This window comes from Pseudomonas sp. SDO55104_S430, assembly GCF_054070595.1.
Window position 1 is genome coordinate 22,811 of record NZ_JBSVXG010000022.1, and the last position, 24,377, is coordinate 47,187.

Genomic DNA, 24,377 nt, shown 5'->3' on the forward strand with positions numbered 1-24,377 from the left:
GTGACCGAATATTTTCGCCCAGTTTCTTTGTCTGAAAGCTTTGTGATAGATGTCTCCCGATACAACACATTCTGAGCATTGGAAGTAACCACTGATGCATAAACCGCTATAGCTGGACTGTATGAGACTCGATAGGTTGGAGCTAAAGGCGAGATATTTGGCGTGCTCTCTCTAAGTGCACTCAAGGTCAACTTGTCAAAGTCAGTGCGAGTTTTCCCTGATAGTGCGTTGGAAATCTCATCGATCACTACTTGGTCGAAGATAATTGATTCTTTTGGATGCTCAGGGCCAGCAGCAAGGGCGATTGGGGGCAGTCCAGCGAACAAGAATGCAGATAGTAATGTCAACAAACGCATTGGAAACTTCCTTGGATATTCAACAGTGGTTGAGTGGTTTGCGCTTCTTATCGCGATGTAGTGTTTTAGGGCTTCTTTGTCACTCCGTAAGTCCTTGCACGGCGCAGTAGTGTCTACGGCAAATGCGACAATGCTTAAAGAAGACCGTACTATGTGTGATGGCAAGGGCTGCTGCTCACTGATGAAGTTACTTATTTGCCATCACCGTGTCCACCGTCCACTTTTGGCCGATTTGTGCCGCTCACGACAGGCAGAAACCGGCCGAGAGTGTGTAAAAATACTTCTGCGAACCCTTGATATGATTTCTGAGGATTTCATCGTAGGGATCGCCCATGATGCGCTTTATCCAAGGTGAACACCGAGGCCAAGGCACCGTACTTCCCGAAAGCCTCGACGACTTCGTCAGCGATACTAATCCGGCGCACTCGTAGTGGCTGGCCAGCAAGTAGAGCTGGTGCTCCTACAGCCGCGCCTCTGCCCGCAACGGTGGAATGTTGATGCCAGCGTATCGGAGAGTTGGACTACGGCATTGTCGGTATCAACCACGGCGAGCCGTCGACATCTCAAGCACCGTATCACCGTTTGGTGGGCAGAAAATGAGTGGCCTGGGCCGTGAAGGTGGTGTCTGGGGCATTCAGGAGTGCCTCGATACCAAATTCATTTCCCCTGGCTCTGAAAGATCGGTAAGCCGACCCTGCAAAGCCTGCCATCGACAACTGGGAAACCGGTCGTCACGCTTTGTTCTAAACCTCTGTTGTGTTGACCCGCCCTTTCAGGTGCTTTCCCGATCCACCAGGGTAAACCCAGTATCAACTCGCACCGTCTTACCGCCGTCGGGATGCTTAAAACGCTCCAGCAGTGCACGGGCAACCTGGTCACCGATGCGCTTGCCGTCCACCCGCACGGTGGACAGCGCAGGATGCACATGAGCAGCGCTGCTCAGGTCGCCGAAGCCCATCACAGCGATATCCTCGGGAACGCGCATGCCTCGGCTGGCTGCTTCGGCGAGCACACCCTGTGCGACGGTGTCAGAGCTGCATACCACAACATCCGGGGCTTCACCGGCCTCCAGCAGTTGCTTTAGGCCCTGGCGGCCGACTTCCAGCGTGGCCGGCGGGGTCAACACCTGCATGGGCACGCTGGTAATACCGTGGCGTGCCAGTTCGCCAACCAGGCTGTTGCAGCGGCGCAGGCCGCGAGGGTCGCTGATGCTGACAACGGAGAAACGCTGGTAGCCTTTGCCGAGCAGGTGTTTGGCGATGGCCGCTCCGACGCCCTCATGGGAAAAACCAACCAGCATGTCGAGAGGGTCTTCACTCAGGTCCCAAGCTTCGACCACTGGAATGCCCGACTGGGCCAGGCGCAAGCGGCTGGATTCGGTGTGCAGTGTGCCGGTCAGCACGATGCCGTCCGGGCGTCGCCCCAGCACGGCTTCGAGCAGCTTCTCCTCCTGTTCGGCCGAATAGCCCGTCAGGCCCAGCAGGGTCTGATAACCGGCTTCGGTCAGGCGGTCCATGAGGGCCTGGACGGTGTCGGCGAAGATCGAGTTGGCGATGGTGGGCAGGAAAATTGCCACCAGGCGGGTTTTTTTGCTGGCCAGCGCGCCGGCCAGCATGTTGGAGACGTAGCCCGTCTGGCGCACCGCCGCGAGCACTTTTTCACGCATTTCTTCGCTGACCACCTCTGGGCGGTGCAAGGCACGCGACACGGTAATCGGGGATACACCCGCGACCTTGGCCACATCGACCAGTGTCGGGCTGCCCGCTTTTTTAACTGCCTGCGCATCGGCCGTCGACGACGGCTTCGCGATTTGTCTTGCCATGCTGATTCCGAGGCTATTCGACTGACCGAGTACGCGGCCCCAGGCAAGTATTGCCCCGGGCCGCACTGTGGGCAAGATACCCGGTAGGCCGGCGAACTGCCAGATCAGCGCTGCTTCTGCTATTGCCCGTCGATGGCAGCCGGCTGCCCGTCGAAGCATGCATGCAGGCTGGCCAGGACCATTTCACCCATTGCCAGGCGCGTCTGCTGCGTGGCGCTGCCGCGATGCGGCTGCAGCACTACGTTGTCCAGCTCGCGCAGGGCCTGCGGCACGTTTGGCTCGTCGACGAACACATCCAGCCCGGCGCCGGCTATCACTCGGTCGCGGAGCGCGGCCACCAGTGCCTGCTCATCGACCAGTTTGCCTCTCGCCACGTTGATCAGGTATCCCTGCGGCCCCAGGGCCTGCAGCACCTTGGCGGTGATGATCGCCTCGCCGTTGTCCGCCGACGCGGCCAGCACCAGAACATCGCTGCAGCGTGCCAGCGCCTCGATATCCCTGACATATTCATGACCGCTCTCAGGCTGCTCCTTGCGGTCGTGGTAACGGATGGTCATGCCGAATGCCTGCGCGCGATGGGCGATGGCGTGCCCGACCCGGCCCAGGCCGACAATGCCCAGCGAGATACCCGAGACTTTTCGAGCCAGAGGTTGCGGCGTCTTGCCCCAAGCGCCGGCACGTACGATTCGCTCGCCGGTGCCAAGCTCGCGCAGGGTCATGATCAGCAGGCCGATGGCCATGTCGGCGACGTCGTCAGTGAGCACGCCTGGCGTGGTGCTCACCTGCACGCCACGGCTGGCAGCATGGACAAGGTCCACAGCGTCGGTACCGATACCGCTGATGGCGATCAGGCGCAGCGCGGGCAGGCGGTCCATGACCGGGTTGGCCAGGCCCTTCGCGCCACCGGTCACCACTGCCTGGATGGACTTGCCATGGCAGGCCAGAAATGCGTTCGGGTCTGCTGCCTCGTAAAGCCGGTGGACGCTATAGCGTCGCAGCAGCTCGCGGTCGATGTCGTCGGGCACGGGTTGGGTCAGAAGAATGTTGATCATGGTGTTCATACCTCAGGGGCGTGATTGCAACGGAAGTGGGGGTCATGCACGTTCAAGTGCCAGCTTGCGCAGCGTGCCCATGCTCAGGAACGCCAGCGCGCCCAGCAGCGCGTGGCCTGCGACCACGTAAAGCGCGCCTTCGAACGAGCCCGTCGCATGCACGATGTAACCGATGATGATCGGCGTGATGATCCCCGAGATGTTGCCGAACATGTTGAACAGCCCGCCCGCCATGCCGGTAATCTGCTTGGGCGCGGTGTCGGACACCAGGGTCCAGTCCACCGCCACCACGCCCTTGCCGAAGATCGCCAGGGACATCAGCAGGGTGACAATCCAGATCGAGTCGGTGAAGTTGCACAGCACCAAGGTGACGCCGATGCTCATCCCGCACACCAGCGGGATCTTGCGCGCCAGGGTCAGCGAGAAACCACGACGCAGCAGGAAGTCGCATACGGCGCCTCCGCACAGCGCACCGAGCAGGCCGCAGATGCCGGGGATTGCTGCAATCGCACCAGCCTCCATGATGTTCAGCCCGCGGCCCTTGACCAGATAGATGGGGAACCAGGTCAGGAAGAAATATTGCAGCGAGGTGTCGCAGTATTTGCCCAGGTAGATCGACCACATCATCGGGCTGCGCAACAGCACCTTGAGATCGGAGAAGCGTGGTTGGAACGCGCCTTTCTCCCGCGCCTTGTCCATGTCGATCTCGGCACCGCCGCTGCGGATATGTTCAAGCTCCGCATCGTTGACCAGGCCATGCTCGGCTGGGGCCTTGACGAACTTGAACCATAGCGCGCTGATCGCGATACCAAGCCCGCCCATGAACCAGTAGACATGCTCCCAGCCGAAACGGTGGGCGATAAAGCCCATCAACGGCGCCAGCAGGACCACCGACAAGTACTGCGACGAGTTGTAGATTACCGTTGCCAGGCCTCGCTCCTGCATGGGGAACCAGGCTGCGACAATGCGGTTGTTGGCCGGGTATACGGGGGCTTCGATCACCCCCAGCAGGAAACGCAGCACGAACAGCGTGGCGACCGCGACCGGTACCGAGAGGAAGCCGGTCATGCCTTGCGCCACGGTGATGCTCGACCACAGGAATAGCGAAATGCCGTACACCCGCGCCGAACCGAACTTGTCCAGCAGCCAGCCGCCGGGCAACTGGCCCATGACATAGGCCCAGGCGAAGGCCGAGAACATGTAGCCCAGTGTCACCGTGTCGATGCTTAGCACTTCCATCAGCGCGGAGCCGGTGATCGACAGCGTTGCCCGGTCGCCGACGTTGATCGCGGTGACGATGAACAGCATGGCGAGAATGTAGTAGCGGACATGGGTCCGTTTCTGGCTGGTGGGAGCTGCGCTCGCCGCTGCAGCGGTTGTCAATTGATCCACGTACGTAACCCTCTTATTGTCTTTTTTATGTCGATCGGACCCGTAGGCGCTGTCATCAGCGCCCGGGCCTTGTGGTTCACGATTTTTTCCGGTCGTACAGTTGCAGCAGGGCCTGGCCGGCCCTTGGTCTTACGGGCGTGTGCCGACCTCGACGACTTGCGCGGTCCAGGGCTGTACCTGCTCGCTGAGGGAAAGGCCCAGGCCCGGACGGGTCGGTACCAGCATTCGCCCGTCGCGGGTTTCGAGACGCTCGTTGAACAGCGGCTCCAGCCATTCGAAATGTTCGACCCATGGCTCAGTTGGGTACGCTGCTGCCAGGTGTACGTGCAGCTCCATGGCAAAGTGTGGTGCCAGCATCACGCCGGCCTGTTCCGCCATTGCGGCTACCTTGAGGTACGGGGTGATGCCGCCTACCCGTGGCGCGTCGGGCATCAGGAAATCCGCACTGCGCAGTTTGATGAACTCGGCGTGCTCGGCAACGCTGGTCAGCATTTCGCCGGTGGCAATAGGCGTGTCGAACTGCTGCGCCAAGGCGGCATGCCCTTCGGCGTCGTAGCAGTCCAGCGGCTCCTCGATCCATACCAGATTGAACTCTTCGAAGCGCCGGCACATGCGCTGCGCAGTCGGCCGGTCCCATTGCTGGTTGGCGTCGACCATCAGTGGGAAGTTTTCACCCAGGTGCTCGCGCACGGTGCTGACGCGGTGCAGGTCGATCGCGCAATCGGGTTGGCCAACCTTGAGCTTGATCCCGCCAATGCCTTTCTCGCGGGACAGGTCGGTGTTCTTAAGCAACTGGTCGAGAGGCGTGTGCAGAAAACCGCCTGAGGTGTTGTAGCAGCGTACCGAATCGCGCTGGGCGCCGAGCAGGCGAGCCAGCGAGAGGTTGGCGCGCTTGGCCTTGAGGTCCCACAGGGCCACGTCGAAGGCACCGATGGCCTGAGTCGACAGGCCACTGCGACCTACCGAGGCGCCCGCCCAGCACAGCTTGGTCCACAGCTTGGCGATGTCGCTGGGGTTTTCGCCGATCAGCGCCGGGGCAATTTCTTTGGCATGGGCGAACTGGCCCGGGCCGCCGGCGCGTTTTGAATAGCTGAAGCCCAGCCCGCGGTGTCCATCGACCGTTTCGATCTCGGCGAACAGAATGGCGATCTCGGTCATCGGCTTCTGGCGACCGGTCAATACCTTGGCGCCGCTGATCGGGTTCGCCAGCGGCAGAAACACCGATGAAACCTTGATGTAGGCAATTCGGTCGTTGTCAGCGCACTGCAGGTTTTGCGGTTGTTGTGGCATTTGAGGCTTCCTTCGGATTGGCGGTTTTATTTTGATGATTGCGCAATCATTCGCTCGTAAAAAAATACCCGAGGAGGCTTGGGCTCCTCAGGGCATAGGGAGAGATTACACTGATTGCGCAATCATTCAAGTTCCAATTTGCTCTTGGTTGGGCGCCGAGCTCGACCCTTCTGGCGGGCGTTTAGGTGCAGCTGGAGGCTGCCCGGTGCCCCTCCCCCGCAAAAAACACATCCCCCGCTTCACACCCGACTCCCGATAATGCATATCCACAACAGGTTCTGCGTCGAGATTCATGAGACACGCGCATAACAGCATTGGCGAAAAACACAGAACGTTTCAGTCAACCCCAGGGTCAGTCTTAGGAGGGCAGCGAAAGCGCCGCAGTGCGCTGCTCTCCCAAAACCTGCAAAGGAATTGACCTGATGACGATTTCCCGACGCACCTTTCTGATCGTTGGAGCCGTGACCGCCGCCAGCGTTGCGCTACCGCCCTTCATTTGCGCACAGGCCAGCGCCGCCAACGCCGCCCGTCCGATCAAGGCCAAGGTGTCGATCGAGGTGAACGGCCAACAGCACGCCCTGGACCTCGACACTCGCACCACCCTGCTCGATGCGCTGCGCGAACAGCTGCATCTGACCGGCACCAAGAAAGGTTGCGATCATGGCCAGTGCGGCGCCTGCACAGTGATCGCCGACGGCCGGCGCATCAATTCCTGCCTGACCCTGGCGGTGATGCACGAAGGTTCGAAAATCACCACCATCGAGGGCCTCGGCACGCCGCAACAGTTGCACCCGATGCAGGCCGCTTTCATCAAGCACGACGGTTATCAATGCGGGTATTGCACACCGGGGCAGATTTGCTCGGCGGTGGCGGTACTGGGGGAAATCCGTGATGGCATTCCCAGCCACGCCAGCCCCGACCTGACCGAACCACCGAAGCTGATTGCCGGTGAAATCCAGGAACGCATGAGCGGCAACATCTGCCGCTGCGGCGCCTACTCCAACATCATCGAGGCGATCAGCGAAGTCGCAGAGGCCAGCGCATGAAACCCTTTACGTACCTGCGGGCCAAATCACCCGCCGACGCCGCCGCCCTCGCCGCCCAGGCCAACGGGTCGCGCTTCATTGCCGGCGGCACCAACCTGCTCGACCTGATGAAGCTGGAAATCGAAACGCCCTCGCATCTGATCGACGTCAACGGTGCCGGCCTGGACCGGATCGAAGCCACGGCCGATGGCGGCCTGCGCATCGGTGCGCTGGTGCGCAACACCGACCTCGCGGCCGACACGCGGGTGCGCAAAGACTATGGGGTGCTGGCGCGGGCCCTGCTCGCCGGCGCGTCCGGCCAGTTACGCAACATGGCGACCACCGCCGGCAACCTGCTGCAACGCACCCGCTGCCCGTATTTCTACGACCCCAACCAGGCCTGCAACAAACGCCAGCCCGGCAGCGGCTGCTCGGCCATCGACGGCGTCAGTCGGCAACTGGGCATCATCGGTGTCAGCAACGCCTGCATCGCCACCCATCCCAGCGACATGACCGTGGCCATGCGCTTGCTAGATGCCCAGATCGAGACGGTGAAACCCGACGGCAGCACCCGGGTCATTCCCATTGCCGATTTGCATAGGCTGCCCGGTACCACACCCAACATCGAAACCAGCCTGACCGCCAATGAGTTGATCACCGCTGTCACGCTGCCACCGCCCCTTGGCGGTACGCACCTCTACCAGAAGGTTCGAGATCGGTCGTCTTACGCCTTCGCCCTGGTATCCGTGGCCGCCGTGATCCAGAAGGATGGCAGCGGTCGAATCGCCCTTGGCGGCGTCGCGCCCAAGCCCTGGCGCGCGGAGGATGCCGAAGCCCGGATGGCCCAAGGCGCCAAAGCGGTGGCCGGGCAACTGCTCGCCGGCGCCACCCCCACCCATGACAACGCCTTCAAACTGACCCTGGTCGAGCGCACGCTGGCTGCGGTAATGGCCCAAGCGAGGGAACAGGCATGAAATTCGATACCCCGGCCAGCACCAATCCCATCGATCAATTACAGGTCGTGGGCAAGGCCACCACCCGCATCGAAGGCCCATTGAAAACCACCGGCACTGCTCATTACGCCTACGAGCATCACGACGTCGCGCCGAACCAGGCCTATGGCGTGGTGATCGGTTCGGCCATCGCCAAGGGGCGCATCGCCTCGATGAATCTGGAGGCTGCCCAGGCCGCGCCCGGAGTGCTGGCCATCGTAACGGCGGCCAACGCCGGCAAGCTCGGCAAAGGCAAATACAACACGGCGAAGCTGCTGGGCGGGCCGGACATCCAGCACTACCACCAGGCCGTCGCGCTGGTGGTGGCGGATACCTTTGAGCAGGCCCGCACCGCCGCGCAGATGGTCGACATTCGCTACGAGCGCGCCGAGGGCGTGTTTGATCTGGCGGCCACCCGCGAATCTGGCAAGGAAGACAAGGAGCAGATGCCCGATACCCTGCACGGGGATTTCGAGGGAGCATTCGCCGCCGCGCCGGTGCAACTGGACGCCACTTACACCACACCGGATCAGGCCCACGCCATGATGGAGCCGTTCGCCTCAATGGCAGCCTGGGACGGCAAAAAACTGAGTCTGTGGACCTCGAACCAAATGATCGACTGGTCCGTGACCGACCTTGCGACCACCCTCGGCATCGACAAACAGAATGTACGTTTGATCTCGCCCTACATTGGCGGTGGCTTCGGCGGCAAGCTGTTCCTGCGCGCCGACGCGGTGCTGGCGGCGCTCGGCGCACGCATGGCCAAACGGCCGGTGAAAGTCGCCCTCGCCCGGCCCTTGATGTTCAACAACTCGACCCACCGCCCCGCCACTATTCAGCGCATTCGTATCGGATGCACCGCCGAAGGCAAGATCATCGCCTCGGCTCACGAAGGCTGGAACGGCGGCTTGCCCGACGGCAAGGTCGAGTTGGCGGCGCAACCGAGCAAATTGCTGTACGCGGGGGAGAACCGTCTGGTGACCATGCGCCTGTCGACCCTCGACCTCCCCGAAGGCAACGCCATGCGCGCGCCGGGGGAAGCGCCAGGGATGATGGCCCTGGAAATCGCCATGGATGAAATGGCGCACAAACTGAAGCTGGACCCGGTGGAATTTCGCATCCTCAATGACACCCAGGTCGATCCGGTCGACCCCAAGCGCCCCTTCTCCCAGCGCCACCTGACCGAATGCCTGCGTACTGGCGCAGAACGATTCGGCTGGAACAAGCGCGCGGCGCAGCCGGGTACGCAGCGTGAGGGCCGCTGGTTGCTCGGCATGGGAGTGGCGGTGGCGTTCCGCAACAACCTGCTGGTCAAGTCTGGCGCGCGGGTGCGGTTGAATCAGCAAGGCATCGTCACCGTCGAAACCGACATGACCGATATCGGCACCGGTAGCTACACGATCATCGGTCAAACCGCGGCCGAGATGATGGGCGTCAGCCTGGACAAGGTGGTAGTGCGCCTTGGCGATTCGAGCTTTCCGGTGTCGGCGGGGTCCGGCGGGCAGTTTGGCGGCAATTGCTCGACGGCCGGGGTGTATGCGGCTTGCGTCAAGTTGCGTGAAGCCGTCGCGCAGCGCTTGGGTGTGAAGGTGGACGATGCGACGTTTGCCGAGGGCGAAGTACGGACTGGCGATAAACGCATACCGCTGCAAGACGCCGCGCAAGCCGGGGAGTTGGTGGCCGAAGACTCGATCGAGTTCGCCGAGCTGAGCAAAAAATTCCAGCAATCGACCTTCGGCGCGCACTTCGTCGAAGTTGCGGTGGACAGCGCCACGGGCGAAACCCGAGTGCGGCGCATGCTCGCGGTGTGCGCAGCCGGACGCATCCTCAACCCGACCTCGGCCCGCAGCCAAGTGATCGGCGCGATGACCATGGGTGTGGGAGCGGCGTTGATGGAAGAGCTGGCGGTGGACAAGCGCCTGGGCTATTTCGTCAATCACGACCTGGCGGGCTACGAAGTGCCGGTGCATGCCGACATTCCCCATCAGGAAGTGATCTTCCTCGACGAAACCGACCCGGTGTCCTCGCCGATGAAGGCCAAGGGTGTTGGTGAGCTGGGTATCTGCGGCGTCAGCGCGGCGATTGCCAATGCGATCTACAACGCGACAGGGATTCGGGTTCGTGAGTACCCGATTACTTTGGACAAGATGCTGGATCGATTGCCGCCGATGATTTGATGGGTTCTGTGTCGAACCACAACGCTGACTTTTTGATCCAACGATGACGCTGGTGGCCTGACACCCTGCGGTGTCTGCGCCTCCATCGCGAGCAAGCTCGCTCCTACAGGTCCCGCGTCGATCACAAATGCCGCGCACGACACCAATCCACTGTGGGAGCGGGCTTGCTCGCGAAGGCATCAGGCCGACCAACATCGATGTTGAATGTGCCGGCCTCTTCGCGGGCAAGCCTCGCTCCTACAACCAACATCAAAAGGGGACAGATTTATTTATGAAAAATAGATCTGTCCCCTTTTGGTGCTGAGCAGATCAGCGCTTGGGCAACTACCCAATCTCCACTTCGGATCGATAGCCCATCCCTCCTGAAGCTTCAGTTGATTAGTTACCCCATGTATTAACTGATATTTCAGATCGTCCGTTTATCTTCATGATGATCATAAATATAGTGACCCCATCGTTCTCCAGAAGCACAGCCAAGTTCAACATTCCATTAAAACCGGCGATGTTGGCTGGCCGGCGAAAGGGGTCGAGAAGTTGAGCATCAACCTGACCACATCGCGCCTATATTTTCCAAGCGGTACTGCTAATTCGAGCATCAACTGGTGCTCGTGGTCCTGAACAAAACTCAGGTCAATCCAACGCTGTTCATCCATAACATTGGAGCTCCACCATTATGAAATCACAACGTATCGTAAGCGCCACTCTCGCCTTTAGCATGCTGTTGGGTGGGAGCTTCATCGCAGGTCAAGCCCTTGCCGCCGACGCTGCTGCCAGCCCCCCAAAATCTGCCAGTTCCGCCCCCAACCAGTTTCTGATTAATAAGGTCAGCCCGGAATACTGGCGAGTGCAGATCAACAACCCGCCTTTCAACATATATGGTCCGGATTCAACCTTACAGTTCGAGAAGGTGGTCAGCGCGATAGAAAGCGACGCCAAACTCAAGGTGGTGGTTTTTGAAAGCAAGGTGCCTGGCTTTTTCCTGACCCACTACGACTTCGCGGAGCCCCTGGAGCGGACACTGGAAATGCCCAACGGGAAGACCGGCCTGCCGCCCCTTCCGGACATGTTGGTACGCCTGAGCAAGTCCCCAGTGGTTTCCATCGCCATGATCAACGGCCGCGCCTCTGGCGTGGGCAGCGAACTGGCACTGGCCAGCGATATGCGTTTTGCCAGCGACAAGGCAGTGCTTTCCCAATTTGAAATTGGCGCCGGCTTTGTTCCAGGCGGAGGCCCAATGGCGCGCCTGCCACGCCTTATCGGCCGCGGCCGTGCATTAGAAGTCCTGCTAAGCGGTAACGACATCGACGGCAAGCTGGCCGAGCGTTATGGGTACGTAAACCGCAGCTTTCCCGAAAACGAGCTGAACGGCTTCGTCGATGCACTGGCGCGCCGCATCGCCACCTTCGACAAGCAATCTCTGGGCGAGATCAAGGATCTGGTGAACGTAGCTTCCCTCCCTTCAAACGAAGACGTCGGGAAGGAATGGCCCGCTTTTCTCAACTCTGTTCGACGCCCTGCCGCCCAACACCATATCGGCCGCCTGATGGAACTAGGCCTGCAACAAAAAGCTGATGTGGAAATCAATCTGCCCAAGTACACCGGCCAGGTCAGTGCCGAGAAAAACTGAGGCGCAGAAGACTGCAACATGGACCAAAAGGGGACAGGTTTATTTATGAAAAATAGATCTGTCCCCTTGTCCTTTTTGGCCAGGAACTTTGACGCTGATTTTTCGGTTGTCTATCGCCGCACTGGGAAAACTCTGAAGGCATCTTCTCCTGAGGCTGTAGGGCATTTCTGTTTTTCCTACACCCTGGTTTTGCCCCACCTGACTGGGGCAGAATCCCACGCCCCGGGGGTTTGACACCCGGGGTGTAGGACGCGCTGTAGGTTCTGGGAAATTTTCTGGGCAAAGTCGTCGGAGATTTCCTTCGAAACGCGGCGATTTGCATGAACTGGTGGGCGTTGGATGGGCGGGATAGTCTTTTTCCCGTCGCCGTGAAAGCGGTGGCTGGGTGTAGGAGCCCATTCGTTTACCAACACCAAACCAGTTCTGTCGTTTGATTTGCGGCGGCTGTGTGCGGGACCACGTTTCGACGTGGCTGAGTTGGTATGCCTCAGTTCCTACGCCCGCACATGGCTGCCACCCAAGCCCGTAGGAAGGCCGTTGGCTGCTGAAATTCGCGTACTAAGGCCCTTCAATCATGACAAAACTACACCCCGATCCACCCTACGAAAAACCACTGCCCCCTCCCGTCAACCGCTGGATGGCCATGACCGGCAATTGCTCCGACATGCCCACCTTCTTCATCGACACCCACGTCCCGCTCGACATCCTGATGGAAGCGGCCAACTACCGCATCCGCGCCGTCACCCAGGTCCTGGAGAACCTCGCCATGCGCGGCTCCATCGAGTGCGACTCCTTCATCCTCAGCGACTTCGCCCTGCTCTGCGCCATCCCGCTGCGCGATGGCTGCGACGTCCTGGACATCATCGGCCGACGCCTGCGCGCCCGGCCTTCGCCATAATCAACCCCTGTAGGAGCGAGCTTGCTCGCGATGGTCGTCAACGATAACGCTGGCAGCCTGATACCCCGCGGTGTCTGTGCCTCCATCGCGAGCATGCTCGCTCCTACAGGTCCCGCGCCGAACACAAATGCTGCGCACGACACAAATCCAGTGTGGGAGCGGGCTTGCTCGCGAAGGCGTCAGGCCGACCAACATCGATGTTGAATGTGCCGGCCTCTTCGCGGGCAAGCCTTGCTCCTACAATCAAAAGGGGACAGATTTATGAAATAGAATCTGTCCCCTTTTGGCATGCCGGCCTGATAGCAAAGCTACTTTTTCAGTAAACAATCAGACAAAAACGATTAGTCAAAAAACTCCATACCTGCATACGGCTGGCGCCGGCATTGCTCGAGCCTTGAGGCGAGGCCGCCTACATGCACTTCCAGACGATGCCCATCGGGATCCGAAAAATAAAACGAGTCACCTTCGCTCGAATTGGATTTCCACTCAATAACGTTACGAAGCCGCAAGTAAGCGGTGACTTCTTCAAAATCATCCTGCCCCACCGAAAACGCGTAGTGGGTGTAAGCAGGCTGTTTTTCCGCCACACGGCTCTCATCGAGAGACAGACAAAGCCAGAGATCGCCAAGGGAAAGATAAGCTCCCGTCTCCCAACGGGCAGCCAACCTAAAGCCGGGCAGAGCCACATAAAACTCAATGCTGCGAGAAAGGTTCACAACCGCCAACGTAAGATGATTCAAGCCAGTCAACATGAGCATCTATCCAAAACCAATCCACGAGAATGGTTGAGGGTATCAACATCGACTTTTTCAACACAATCGGCCGATTTCTGCCCTTCAAAGTAACCACCAATCCCCCATTACCAACCTCAAACACTCCCCTCCCGCTCCACAACCAAAACCCTCACCTCCCCCCGAGGATGCGCCACATGCTCACACCCCTCCCCCGCAAAAAACACATCCCCCACCTCCAGCGTCACAACCCGCTCCACACCTGACTCCCGATAATGCATATCCACCACCCCATCCAGCACCGCAAACACCTCTTCCCCATCATTCACATGCCACTTATATGGCTGATCGGTCCAGTGCAGGCGCACGGTGGTTCCGCCCATGTTGGCGATGTCGTCGGCGCCCCAGGCGCGGGTGGCGGTGAAGTCTTTGCTGCGGATGATTCTCATGGTGGGCGGGTCTCGGGCAGGCAGTTGAGTGGCTGCAATCTACCAGAGTCGAATGCCTTTGCAGGTAACGGGCACCGTCGCGCCTGGGCGGCGACGGTGCCTCGTAAATTACCCTGCTACGGCGCGGCAGCCGGCGGTGGCGCAGGCTCATCACTGACCCGCAACAACCCCCAAATCCCCCCCAGATTCCCGAACGCCGCATAGTCCCGATACAGATAATCCCCCGGCACCGCATTCGCCCCGCCCGCACTCGGGAACATGAAGCTGAAGTGCGCCGCCGGGAGCACGCTTTCCTGTGCGCCGATGTACATGGCCATGGGGTTGTAGCCAAAGCGCACCGAGCCGATGCCTGCGTTTTTCATGGGGTAACCCCAGGTGTCGAGCTTTTCAGCCTGGAACGGGTTAAACGCCCAGACATGGCCGTCGAGCTGGAAGGTCGCGCCACGGCTGCCGCCCGACGGCATCAGCACGTGGGTGCGGAACGGCTGACCGGGTTTGGCCCGCAGGATCGGTGTGACCGGATCGCCGCCGACCAGCGCGTTGCTGTAGGCCATGTGCGCATTGGGCACTGCGCCCAGGCCATTGCCGGCCGCCTGGCCGAACGGTGCGTTCGGTGCGCGGGCGAAGCGGTACCACAGGGGCTCGCTCCTGTAGTTGATGGCCATGTCCGAGTTGTCTTTGGGGTCGTTGGGAACGCCCGGCCCTTCGGATGACATGTTCTCCACCGGCAGGCCGTTGGCCCAGCGCATGTTCAGGGACTTTTGCCAGATCATCATGAAGTCGCGATAGCTGCTGGCGCCCGTCGGCTTCACCGTGGCCGACGCCCTTGAAGCGGCGTCCTCCTGCCAGGTGGCGCCCGCCGGCACCACTGACATGGCCGCCACCAGGCCTTTCTGCGGTTGCTTGATCGGGTCGGCCGGCATCAGGTTCAGGCCACCGAACTCGATGGGGGTCGCTTCGATCATGTCGACGTTGCGCCCCAATTGGGACGCGACCGGCTGACCGGCGCGCTCCAGGTGCCCGGCGTAGTACTGATAGGTCCGGCTGGGCCACGCACCGGTGCTGCCGGCCCGTGGCGCCACGGTCTGCACCGGGTTGCTGCCGACGTTGAAGCCATCCGACTTGCTGACGTCGTAGGTCAGCAACTGGGCGTGCAGGCCAACGTGGCTGGAGGGCCGCATCAGGTTGTTGTTGAAGGTGGTCGAGCCCTGCGCACTGGAGCGGTCACGCTTGACCGTGCCTTGCATCACCGCATAGTTCGGCAGGTCCGGCATCATCAGGGGCAGGCGGTTCTCCAACGTGATGTTGATGCAATCGCCGGCGGCGGCGCGCAGCGTCAGCGGCTCGACGGGCACCCCGGGCTTGAGCTTGCCGCTGACCGGATCGAGGTCGGCCTTGCGCACATACAGGATGGCGGTCGGGTCGTGCAACGGGCCGGACTGCCCACCGATGGTGAAGGTCTCGCCATCTTCAGGATCGAAGATCGTCACCTGCGGCACCGTCACCGGCCTCGGGTTGTAGACCAGGGTGCCCCCGAGCGGATTGAGCGGACCGCCCACATGCTGACCGGTGCCTGCCGGGTCGCCGATGGTCAGGCCCAACGGGTTGGCGAGGATGTCGTTGGCCAGGGCCGCGACCACCTCGTAGTTGCGTTGTACCGTCGGCCGGGTGCCGATGCCGGTGGGATTGGGGCTGATGCGCGGGCACACGCCATTGAAATTGACGGTGTTGCGCGCGGCCACCGGCCTTGGGTTGTTGGGCAGCGGGAACAGGTCGCTGCGGCTCTGGGAGTAGTTGCGCATGATGCCCCACAGGCCACTCCAGTAACCCTCCAGCGATGCATCCATGGAATACAAATAATCGCCGGTCTCGCTGGCCGCACTGGACATCATCGCCACCGGCGCCATGAAACCGAACTGCTCGGAAATCGCCACCATCTGCGACGCCTTCCAGCCGGTGTTGGAGCTGTTGCCGAAGCCACTGCCCGAATGCAGCCATTTCACGCCGTGCACCGTCACGTTGTGTTCCTCTTCGTGGCCGCCGGCATTGACCCGCAGGCGCACGTTGTCACCGGTGTAGGTGCGCAACGTCGGCGTGAACGGATCACCCGGCAAGTCGCCCCGGTTGATGTGTTTGGGCAACAGGGTCACGCCGCCGGTGGGACCGGTCGCAGCGGTGATCGCGCTGGGGGCCAGGTTCAGTGCAGGGATCGCCCGATCGGTGCGGCTTTGCAGCGCGTAAGACAGATCGCCGGCCAGGCCATCAGCCTGCATGCCACGCTTGCCGTCCGGCGCCATTTTGTTCGGGTCGTAGACGCGCAGGCCCAGGGGCTCATGGCGGTAGTTGACGACGAAGATGCCAGGGTCCGATGCCGAGATCGCTTGCGGACACGGCCGCGACGGGCACGTCAGCAGTTGGCCACTGGCGACTTCCACCACCGACTCCAGCAGGTTGGCGGCCGACTTGCGCGCAGGCGGGTTGATCGCGTAGCGGAAGCTGTCCGCCGTGGCCGGGAAGGCTGCGGCATTGGGCACACCATCGGGGCCTGCGCCGACGTAGACACCGGCCTCATAGGCGTGCTGGAAGTCGCTGAACTCGAGGAAGAACTCGCGGAAGCTGTCGTTGCGATTGTCGCCATCGAGATCGCCGGTTTCGATCACCGCTTGCCAGGAAGTCGGGCCACCGTCCTGGCGTCCGCCACCGTTGTACAGGGGCTCGCCGGTTTCGGCGTGATACCACTTGGAACCGGCAGGCTCGGCCAGCACGGTGGCGTACATGCCCACTTGCTGGTGGGTCGAAGGGCCAAGGTGGTCGTGGGTAAAGATATTGCCCAGGCCGCGATCGATGTTGTGCACGTTCAGCACCGGGTCGGCGAACCAGCGTTGCAGCGTGGTGCGCGCGCCCAGCCAGTCAGCGCGATTGAATCGTCCGAAGTACGGATGCTGCTTGGCCACCGGGCAATCCCCGGTGCCTTCCCGTGGGTCGCCGTCCCGGCAATCGTTGAAGCGGCGAATGGCGTGGATGCGCTCGACCACGGTGGACGGCGAGAGCACGCCATCCTCGTAGTTCCAGCCGTTGGCCGAGCCGTCGGCGGACGTCAGGTCCCACTTCGGCAGGTGAATGTGCTGGCCGATGACGTCGGTTGGCGTGCGTACCTGATAGTCGTCGAGTTCATAGACGGAAGGCACCAGGTTGGTGTGCTGGTACATGGTGCAGTCGAAGGTGTTCATGCGCATCACCAGCGGTTCAGGTGGGCGCTGTTTGTTGATCACCGGCCACGCGTCTTCCCACAGAGTGAGGATCCGGGTTTGCGGGAAGTGGTAGCCGATCTTGTTGAACACGGCGTCGAACTGGATATTGGCGCCTTTGTAGACGCGCGGGTGATCGGCCGTGAACAACGAGGCGCCGGTGAACGACTGGGCGTCCAGACGCTCACCGCTGTTGAAATAGCCGGCTCCGGCGGCGCGGGTCAGGCGCTTTTGCCGGTCGTCCATGCAGGGTTCGAAAAACGGCGCGCCCGCCACCGGTGGGGCGCCATTGGTGAGGAAGTCGCGCGGCTGCAATTGACCATTGGGCAACACGGCGAAGCTGGCATGTGAGGGCTTGGCGTGGAAGGCCATGCCCGACTGTTCGACCTCCGTGCCCTCCTCCGGGAAATACACCGGTTTAGCACGTTCCAGGCCTTTGCTCATGTCCACCAAAGTGGTGGTCACTTGCGCCTCGCCGCCAGCCGCCCAGCCATCCAGGCCGTGACGCGGCAGGCCACCGTCCCAACCACCTGCCTGCGCCGGATCCAGCGCCGACCACAGTTCCTTGCCGCTGCCTTTGAGTGCCGTAGCCGTTTGCGCATCGAGCATGTCCAGCGGTGGCGTTGGCGGCCGTTGGCCGACGGTGCTTTCGATGCCGCCGATCCAGAAGGGATAACCGGGATTTTTCAGGCTGCCATCGGCATTGCGGTTGGCTTCGCTGCGATCGACCAGGGCCAGGGAGCCGACGACTTTCGGTGCAGGCGGTGCTTCGCTGTCATCACCAGGCTCGTGTTCGGCGGTCAGCGTTTCGCCGCTCAATTTCGGAATCACCACCACCTTGCCCGGCATCGGCGGCAAGGCTTTACCCGGCAAAGGCACAATTGCCGGAATCGGCGTGCCGGCGACGATCTCGCCATCGGGCAAGGCCCGGGCGCCGGCGGCCGGCAAGCCACTGCGCAGGGCAAACGGCTGGGCGTGAAAATCGTTGTCGCCCTCCTGGCTGACCGCCAGGCGCGTGCCCTCTTCGAACACATCATGGATGCGCCACATGGCCCACATGCCCTGGGCGAAATGCGGATAGAAATGGCAGTGATAGATCGCGTCACCCACCACCCGATTGCGGTTGCCGGAGCCGCCGTTGGCGATCTCGTAGGTGTAACCCGAGCCCGGACCGACACCTTGGGCATCCATGTAATCGGAGTTGTCATCGTTGGGGTTGAACAGCCATTGGTGACCGTGCAGATGGAAGACGTGTTGCTCGTAACCCACGCTGATATTGCGAAACTTCACCGCATCGCCCAGGTAGCTGTGGGCGACGTTGGACGGCTCGGCCGGATACAGCGCCATGCTGGCCTTGATGCCGACACTGTCGGCCGGCGGCACCTGGCCGGGCGCCAGTTGTTCGAGGCCGGTGTTGGCCGGCACGTCCACCTGCATCGCGATATCGCCGGTGGTGTGGGCGCTGAGGAAGAATTCCTCGTAGGCGCAGGACAGGCAATCGTGCATGGGGCCGACACCGACCCGGTTGGCGATGACCTCGGCGCCCATGCCACCGGAACCGTAGTTAACCATGAAGGCATCGCGGGTCGGATCGAGCATCTGACCGAACGCCAGATCGCCCCAGAACCCTGGAAACGCCTGGATGACCGCGGACTGGTCGTGGAACACCGCAGCGAAATCGCGGAACGGCTCCAGGCGATTGGGCAGGCTGGGGTTGCGCTTGCCCTGGCTTTCAAGGGGATAGGTGCTGGGCGGGAAACTGCCGTCGGCATTGGGACCCATGATCACCGCGTCGGCATTGCTGGCAATGATCTCGCTGCCGTCGACCATGCTCAGGATCGGTTTGCCGGCCTTGCCTTCGGCGATCCAGGGTTCAAGCATCGGGTAGCGCGCCTGGTAGTCGATGATCGGCTGACCGGCCGGTGTGCGCCCGCGCGTTGCCAGGCGCATGTCTTCTTCGGTGACCGTGTTGTGATAGGCCCGCCCGCCTTTGGGCAACACCACGACCTGGCCGAACAGGCCGTTGCCGACGTTGCCGGAAGAACCCTCGCTGCCGAACGTGGCGCCATAACTGGTCGCCACGAAAGTGCCTTCGCGTTCGGCGTAGAGGGTGTAGCTGCGGCTTTGACCGGGCGCCAGCAGGGTGTTGTCGTTACGCCCGCTGTTGGCGGAAATATCGTTGATCGAGCCAAATGCCTGCAGGCCGTTGACCTGGAAACCCACATGGCGGTCGGCGACCTGAGCGTCGACGTGCAACTCGCCGTTGGCACCGTTCTCGTGGTCGCCGCCCTGGCCATTGGGGTTGGCCTGGAACGCCAGCAGGTTTTGCAGGTTGACCGTCAGACAGTCACCGGCAGCCACCCGCAGCACCAATGGCCGCGGACGCTTGTCCGGGCGCAAGGTGACCTGACCGGGCGTGGCGCTGCCGCCCTGGGTGATCAACACCCCGTTGGTGTCCACCACATCCGCGCGCAGGGCGAACATCATGCCGTTGGGGTTGTGTGCGCCGAGCCGGTTGAACATCAACGGCTGGTCCATGGCCACGACATTGGCCACCAGGGTTCGCTGGCACTGCACCGCCGCCTCGGCCAATTCGCCACCGGCGAGCCATACGCCGGCGAGCAAGGCCAAGCCTTGCGGTCTCTTTAACCAGCGACGGATGCCATCTAGTTCGATGTGAGAGTGCAGTTGCGCGCGGATCATTTGGATAGGCCTCCAAGTCAGCACAAACATGGTTGGGCTTCGGCACCGCAAATATCGCGCCAGATGCAAATCAAGTTTGAATTCAACTAGTTGAGAACTAACCGCCCACAATCGGGGAAATACCACCTCTCTTGCTTAGTTCCCCACTTTCCCCAAACCTATTTCAAAGTATGTATGAGAAACCTGCATGACTCCCGCACGCGCGATTATCTGTCATGGAGACGCTCTCGATAACAAAAATTCGGGGATTTAGTTGTCGACCGCAAATGACAGTATCAATAGTGAAACAACTTGGACCCTATAAAGATGTGACCTACAGTTCAATTCGAGTTCCCCACCAGTGGGTGATTTCCCCCACCAGCCTCTAGTTCGACAAACACGAAGTTCCCCCAGAACTTGAAATTAACTGAATTCCGCAACCCTCGACATATTTTGTCACACTTCTATCGAGGCACCGTTCCCGCCCAATAAAACGGGAACACGGAATCAAAATCGCCCTATGAAAAACCAGATCTCTTCATTATTCCCGGAGCACAGCCCAGCACCCTGACACCGCCGAATCCATTACCCAAGCCGACACCTGACCAACTAATTTCGATTGGGTTAATCCGTTCATGACATTTTCAAGACAACTTCCAAAGGATTAAACAGGCACGAACGTTGCTGATGCCGTTTCAGAACCCTTCGACCGAGCTGCACCCCCAGCCTGCGTCATTTCAAGAGGACTGAATCATGCACAACAGATTGACCCTACTGGCAAGTTCGATCCTGCTGGCGTCACTCGGTGGCGGGACGGCGCAGGCGGCACTTTACGCCGTGGACCCGGGTGTTCCAGGAGAACGCCCCTACCCCCTCGATAGCGGCAACAAGACCGGATACGCCGCCTGGTATCAGGACACCCATGGCCGAGCCCTGGACCTGTGCCTGAGCAAAGCAGTCAGCTCTCGCACAGCACCCACCCCCGGGGCGCCGGCCTACATGTGCGTCCTCAACCCGGCACCCGGCGAGTTCGATGACACCCAACCCGTCGTCTTCCCAACCAACTATCCCGATGAGACCTTCTGGTACGCCGCGGACGGCGCCATCACCGACGCCGCCAGTGGCATCGACCTGGACTACGTTGCAGCCATCGAAGCGGCATTCAACGGCGAGGTCGCGGACGGTCACCAACTGAGCTTCGCCCGTATCCGCATTCGTGTGGATGTGCCCGTCGCCGGCGTCTACACGGTCACTCACCCCTATGGCGTGGAAGTGTTCAACGTCACGCCCGAAGAGTTCGCCGACACCGGCGGCACCCGGGCGATCAACATGACCCGCGATATCGGCATCGGTCCATCCGGGGACTACACCGGCGCGCTCAAGGGCGACATCGGCCCGTTCCTGCGCAGCGTCAATGGCCCTTACACCGAGACCAATCCGGAGACCGGCCAGCAGGAGAAATACATCGGCGACCCGAATCTGGAGGAGCTGGTGACCGGCAGCCCGTTCAACACCAACTACCTGCGTATCCAGGGCCCCAACGGCATCGATACCCGCAGCGACACCTTCTCCGTGTCCGGCAAGCTCAGCGCCGTGGACCTGCCGGCTCCGGCCATGGTCAAGCGCGCCAGCTATTCGCGGGGCAACTCCGGCGGTGACGTGGTCGCGCATCAGGATGTGTTCACCATGGCTCCGCCGCCGCCCGGGACGGTCAACTTCCTGGACAGTTCGGGCGCGACCGTGACCATGACCGAAGCCAACTCGACCGGCAGCTGGTACGGCCAGTCGACCGTCAACCCGTCAGTACCGTCGACGCTGCAAGTCACCGCCGACAACCACCTGGCGATTCCTACCCTCCTTGCCCCAACCACCGTCGCCGTGCAACTGACCGATCTGGTCACCATCAGCCGCGCGGAATACAGCCGCAGCAGCGGTCGACTGACCATCGAGGCCTCGACCAGCGACCGCATCACGCCGCCCAACCTGACCGCCTACGCCGGCAAGAGCGGTGCGTTGATCGGTGAGCTGTCGGGCGGTGCCGACAAGTCCCTGTCGCCCAACGCCGGCACCGTGCCGCCAGCGACCATCCGGGTGACGTCGGCCAACGGCGGCAGCGATACAGAAGAAGTGGTCATCGTCCAGTGACCCATCCGAATTCGGATCAAGAGCCAGGAGGTAACATGAACAAGTGGCCACGTTTCATCTTCAACACACTGAGCCTGTCCATTGCTGTGGCAGGCAGTGCCCACGCAGCGCTGCAGAGTTTCGACCCGGGTCCGTACACCCTTTCCACCGGCCGGTTCCCGATGTGGTACCAAGACTTCAACAACGTGAAGCTGGAGCTCTGCCTGTCCAAGACAACCAGCTCCCGCGCGCCGGGTACGCCGGACGCCCCGGGCTACATGTGCACCATTCCCGCCGAAGGCGGCTTCAATCCTGCCGAGCCGATTGTCTTCCCCAATAACTGGCCAGGCGAAAGCTTCTGGTTCACCGCAGACGCCAGCGTCGGCGACAGAACTTTCGGCATCGAGCAGTACGTCGCCGCCCTGGAAGCGGTGGCCGGTGAAGGCGAAATCGTCGATGGCGAGCAACACAACTTCGCCCGCATCCGGATCCGCGCCGCAGTGCCTGCCGCGGGAATGTACACCGTGCGCCATCCGTACGGGACCAAGGTGTACGTCGTTGCCGCGCCCGGACGGCGGGCGATCAACGACACCAGTGACATCGGCATCGCCACCCTCAACTATTCAGGGGCTTTGCAGGGTGCCATCGGGCCGTACCTGTACAGCGCGTCGGCCCCCAATAGCCTGACCAACGAAGCCGGCAACGAAATCGCCCGTTACTTCACCGAGACCAACCCGGAAACCGGGCTGCAGGAGAAATTCGTCGGCGACCCGAACATAGCCGAGCAGGTACGCGGCAGCCCGGTCCTCGATGATCAGGGCAATCCGCAGAACTACATCGAGATCTCCGGTCCCGCCGGCACTCTGCGCACCAACCTGTTCTCGATCTCCGGCAAGATCTACGACGACCGCACCCAGACGCCGGTGGAAGTGGAACGTGTTACCTATCAGCGTGACAGCAACGGCTCGCTGGTCGAAATCTTTGCCGATTCGTTCCGTACCAACAGCAGTACCCAGGCCGTGACGCCAGCTGCCTCGACGGTCTGCTACCGCACAACCCTCACGCTCACCGGCACGCCACCGGGCCCATGCCTGCCTGGCGCTAACCTGTTGACCGACAACAACGGCTATTTCCACACCCACTTCGCGACAGCGGGCGCCCCGCCCTCGGTGGTGGTGCTGACCGCCAGCGAACTGGGTGGCGCGAACAAACCCACCTCGGTATCGCGCACGCCGGTCGATGTGGTCAAAGTCAGCACTGCTCGATACGACCCGGCCAATCACCGCCTGACCATCACCGCGACCTCCAGCGACAAGGTCGTCAACCCAGGCCTGGTCGCCCAGGGCTACGGTCCTCTGCCGGTCAGCGGAACCCTGGTGGTCAATGACGTGGCCCAGCCACCGGAAAGCGTTACGGTGAAATCGGCTGCCGGCGGTTCGGACAGCGAACCGGTGAGCGTCGCCGGCATCGTCGATGTTCCGGGCGACAATGAGAAACCGCTGGCCGTGGCGGATAACGCCAGCACCAGCTCGGGCGTACCGATCACCATCAACGTGCTGGCCAATGACAGCGATCCGGACAACGACACGCCGCTGACCATCGGCAGTTTCGTACCGCCGGCAGCCGGCCAGGGTACGGTGGCGCTCAACGGCACCACCAGCCTGACCTACACACCACCGGCAACCAACGTTCCGCTGCAGGCGACCTTCAGCTACATCGCCATGGACAACAAAGGCCTCGCGTCGGATCCGGCAACCGTCACGGTCAACGTCAGCCCCAACCTGCCACCTGTCGCCAACAACGACACCGCGGCCACCCAGGGCGGAACGTTGACCCTCAACGTGTTGCTCAACGACGCCGACCCCGAAGGCAACGCGCCATTGAGCGTGATCATCCTGTCCCAGCCGGCGGCCGGTCAGGGCAGTGTCAGCACCGACGGCACCGTGGTGACCTACACCGCACCGCAGAGCTTCACCAGTGCCTTCACCACCACCTTCACCTACCAGGTCCGCGATGCACTGGGCGCGCTCTCGGCACCGGCCACCGTCACCGTGCAAGTCACCCCTCAGGTCACCCAGGAAAACCTGGTAGTGACCACCGCCGAAGCACGGTCACGCTCCAACAACCGCTACACCTGGGACCTCTCCGGGACAACCTCGGCGGTGGTCGGCAACACCATCACCGTTCAGGTCTCCACCGCCAGCGGACTGGTCACGCTGGGCACCGCGACCGTTCCGGTCACCGGGCGCTGGAGATTGTCGGCGACGACCACGACCATCGTGCCGAGCGCGAACAACCCGACGGTTACCATCCGGTCATCGCTTGGGACCGTGAGGACGGCGCCGTTGGTGGTTCAGTAACGCAAACGCCCCACCTTCGCTAGCGGAGGTGGGGCGTATCGTTTGATGGCGTGTTGATGTGGATCTGAATGCCGAACCCATACCTGTGGCGAGGGGGCTTGCCCCCGTTGGGCTGCGAAGCGGCCCCAAAAAGATGGGACTGCTGCGCAGTC

General features: G+C 61.6%; 15 protein-coding genes and 1 pseudogene. 8 read left to right on the forward strand and 8 right to left on the reverse strand.

Annotation, left to right across the window (positions count from 1 at the left end; all coding sequences use genetic code 11):
- Positions 1-688 precede the first annotated feature (688 nt).
- Positions 689-775: pseudogene (locus tag ACW9JE_RS06900) on the forward strand (hypothetical protein); the annotation flags it as partial.
- A 353-nt stretch (positions 776-1,128) separates the two neighbouring features.
- On the opposite strand, the gene ACW9JE_RS06905 reads toward ACW9JE_RS06900, so the two are convergent.
- The 4 genes from ACW9JE_RS06905 to ACW9JE_RS06920 form a co-directional block, all read right to left on the reverse strand.
- On the reverse strand, positions 1,129-2,178 hold the full coding sequence (locus tag ACW9JE_RS06905; protein ID WP_224534281.1) for a LacI family DNA-binding transcriptional regulator: 1,050 nt from the start codon (positions 2,176-2,178) through the stop codon (positions 1,129-1,131).
- Between the two features lie 119 nt (positions 2,179-2,297).
- Positions 2,298-3,230, reverse strand: coding sequence for a 2-hydroxyacid dehydrogenase (locus ACW9JE_RS06910; protein ID WP_224534279.1), 933 nt, complete (start codon positions 3,228-3,230; stop codon positions 2,298-2,300).
- Between the two features lie 42 nt (positions 3,231-3,272).
- Positions 3,273-4,538, reverse strand: a complete 1,266-nt coding sequence (locus ACW9JE_RS06915) for an MFS transporter (protein ID WP_224534364.1) — start codon at positions 4,536-4,538, stop codon at positions 3,273-3,275.
- Between the two features lie 213 nt (positions 4,539-4,751).
- Positions 4,752-5,912, reverse strand: coding sequence for an L-talarate/galactarate dehydratase (locus ACW9JE_RS06920; RefSeq protein ID WP_457432314.1), 1,161 nt, complete (start codon positions 5,910-5,912; stop codon positions 4,752-4,754).
- Positions 5,913-6,334: 422 nt separating this feature from the next.
- Between ACW9JE_RS06920 and paoA the strand changes: the two genes are divergently transcribed.
- From paoA to paoC, 3 genes are read left to right on the forward strand one after another with little or no spacing between them, the layout of a single operon-like run.
- Positions 6,335-6,958, forward strand: a complete 624-nt coding sequence (gene paoA / locus ACW9JE_RS06925; RefSeq protein ID WP_224534276.1) for an aldehyde dehydrogenase iron-sulfur subunit PaoA — start codon at positions 6,335-6,337, stop codon at positions 6,956-6,958.
- Entirely contained in the window at positions 6,955-7,911 is a 957-nt protein-coding gene (locus tag ACW9JE_RS06930; RefSeq protein ID WP_224534274.1) for an FAD binding domain-containing protein, read from the forward strand. The genes paoA and ACW9JE_RS06930 overlap by 4 nt, the downstream gene beginning before the upstream one ends.
- The gene (gene paoC / locus ACW9JE_RS06935) at positions 7,908-10,106 is read left to right on the forward strand and encodes an aldehyde oxidoreductase molybdenum-binding subunit PaoC (RefSeq protein WP_457432315.1); all 2,199 of its coding nucleotides are present in this window, start codon (positions 7,908-7,910) and stop codon (positions 10,104-10,106) included. The genes ACW9JE_RS06930 and paoC overlap by 4 nt, the downstream gene beginning before the upstream one ends.
- 479 nt (positions 10,107-10,585) lie before the next feature.
- Here paoC and ACW9JE_RS06940 read toward each other — a convergent pair whose 3' ends face one another.
- The gene (locus tag ACW9JE_RS06940) at positions 10,586-10,759 is read right to left on the reverse strand and encodes a hypothetical protein (RefSeq protein WP_224534270.1); all 174 of its coding nucleotides are present in this window, start codon (positions 10,757-10,759) and stop codon (positions 10,586-10,588) included.
- Positions 10,760-10,779: 20 nt separating this feature from the next.
- Between ACW9JE_RS06940 and ACW9JE_RS06945 the strand changes: the two genes are divergently transcribed.
- Positions 10,780-11,733, forward strand: coding sequence for an enoyl-CoA hydratase/isomerase family protein (locus ACW9JE_RS06945; RefSeq protein ID WP_224534268.1), 954 nt, complete (start codon positions 10,780-10,782; stop codon positions 11,731-11,733).
- Between the two features lie 574 nt (positions 11,734-12,307).
- Positions 12,308-12,631, forward strand: coding sequence for a hypothetical protein (locus ACW9JE_RS06950; RefSeq protein WP_224533802.1), 324 nt, complete (start codon positions 12,308-12,310; stop codon positions 12,629-12,631).
- Positions 12,632-12,972: 341 nt separating this feature from the next.
- Here the strand turns inward: ACW9JE_RS06950 and ACW9JE_RS06955 are convergent, their stop codons facing one another.
- The 3 genes from ACW9JE_RS06955 to mnxG form a co-directional block, all read right to left on the reverse strand.
- On the reverse strand, positions 12,973-13,383 hold the full coding sequence (locus ACW9JE_RS06955) for a VOC family protein (RefSeq protein WP_457432316.1): 411 nt from the start codon (positions 13,381-13,383) through the stop codon (positions 12,973-12,975).
- 116 nt (positions 13,384-13,499) lie between these two features.
- On the reverse strand, positions 13,500-13,811 hold the full coding sequence (locus tag ACW9JE_RS06960; protein ID WP_457432317.1) for a cupin: 312 nt from the start codon (positions 13,809-13,811) through the stop codon (positions 13,500-13,502).
- A gap of 116 nt (positions 13,812-13,927) precedes the next feature.
- On the reverse strand, positions 13,928-19,762 hold the full coding sequence (gene mnxG, locus ACW9JE_RS06965; protein ID WP_457432318.1) for a manganese-oxidizing multicopper oxidase MnxG: 5,835 nt from the start codon (positions 19,760-19,762) through the stop codon (positions 13,928-13,930).
- Between the two features lie 732 nt (positions 19,763-20,494).
- Here mnxG and ACW9JE_RS06970 point away from each other — a divergent pair.
- Entirely contained in the window at positions 20,495-21,886 is a 1,392-nt protein-coding gene (locus ACW9JE_RS06970; protein WP_457432319.1) for a hypothetical protein, read from the forward strand.
- A 35-nt stretch (positions 21,887-21,921) separates the two neighbouring features.
- Positions 21,922-24,225: an Ig-like domain-containing protein gene (locus ACW9JE_RS06975; protein ID WP_457432320.1), complete on the forward strand. Its 2,304-nt coding sequence runs from the start codon at positions 21,922-21,924 to the stop codon at positions 24,223-24,225.
- Positions 24,226-24,377: the final 152 nt, after the last annotated feature.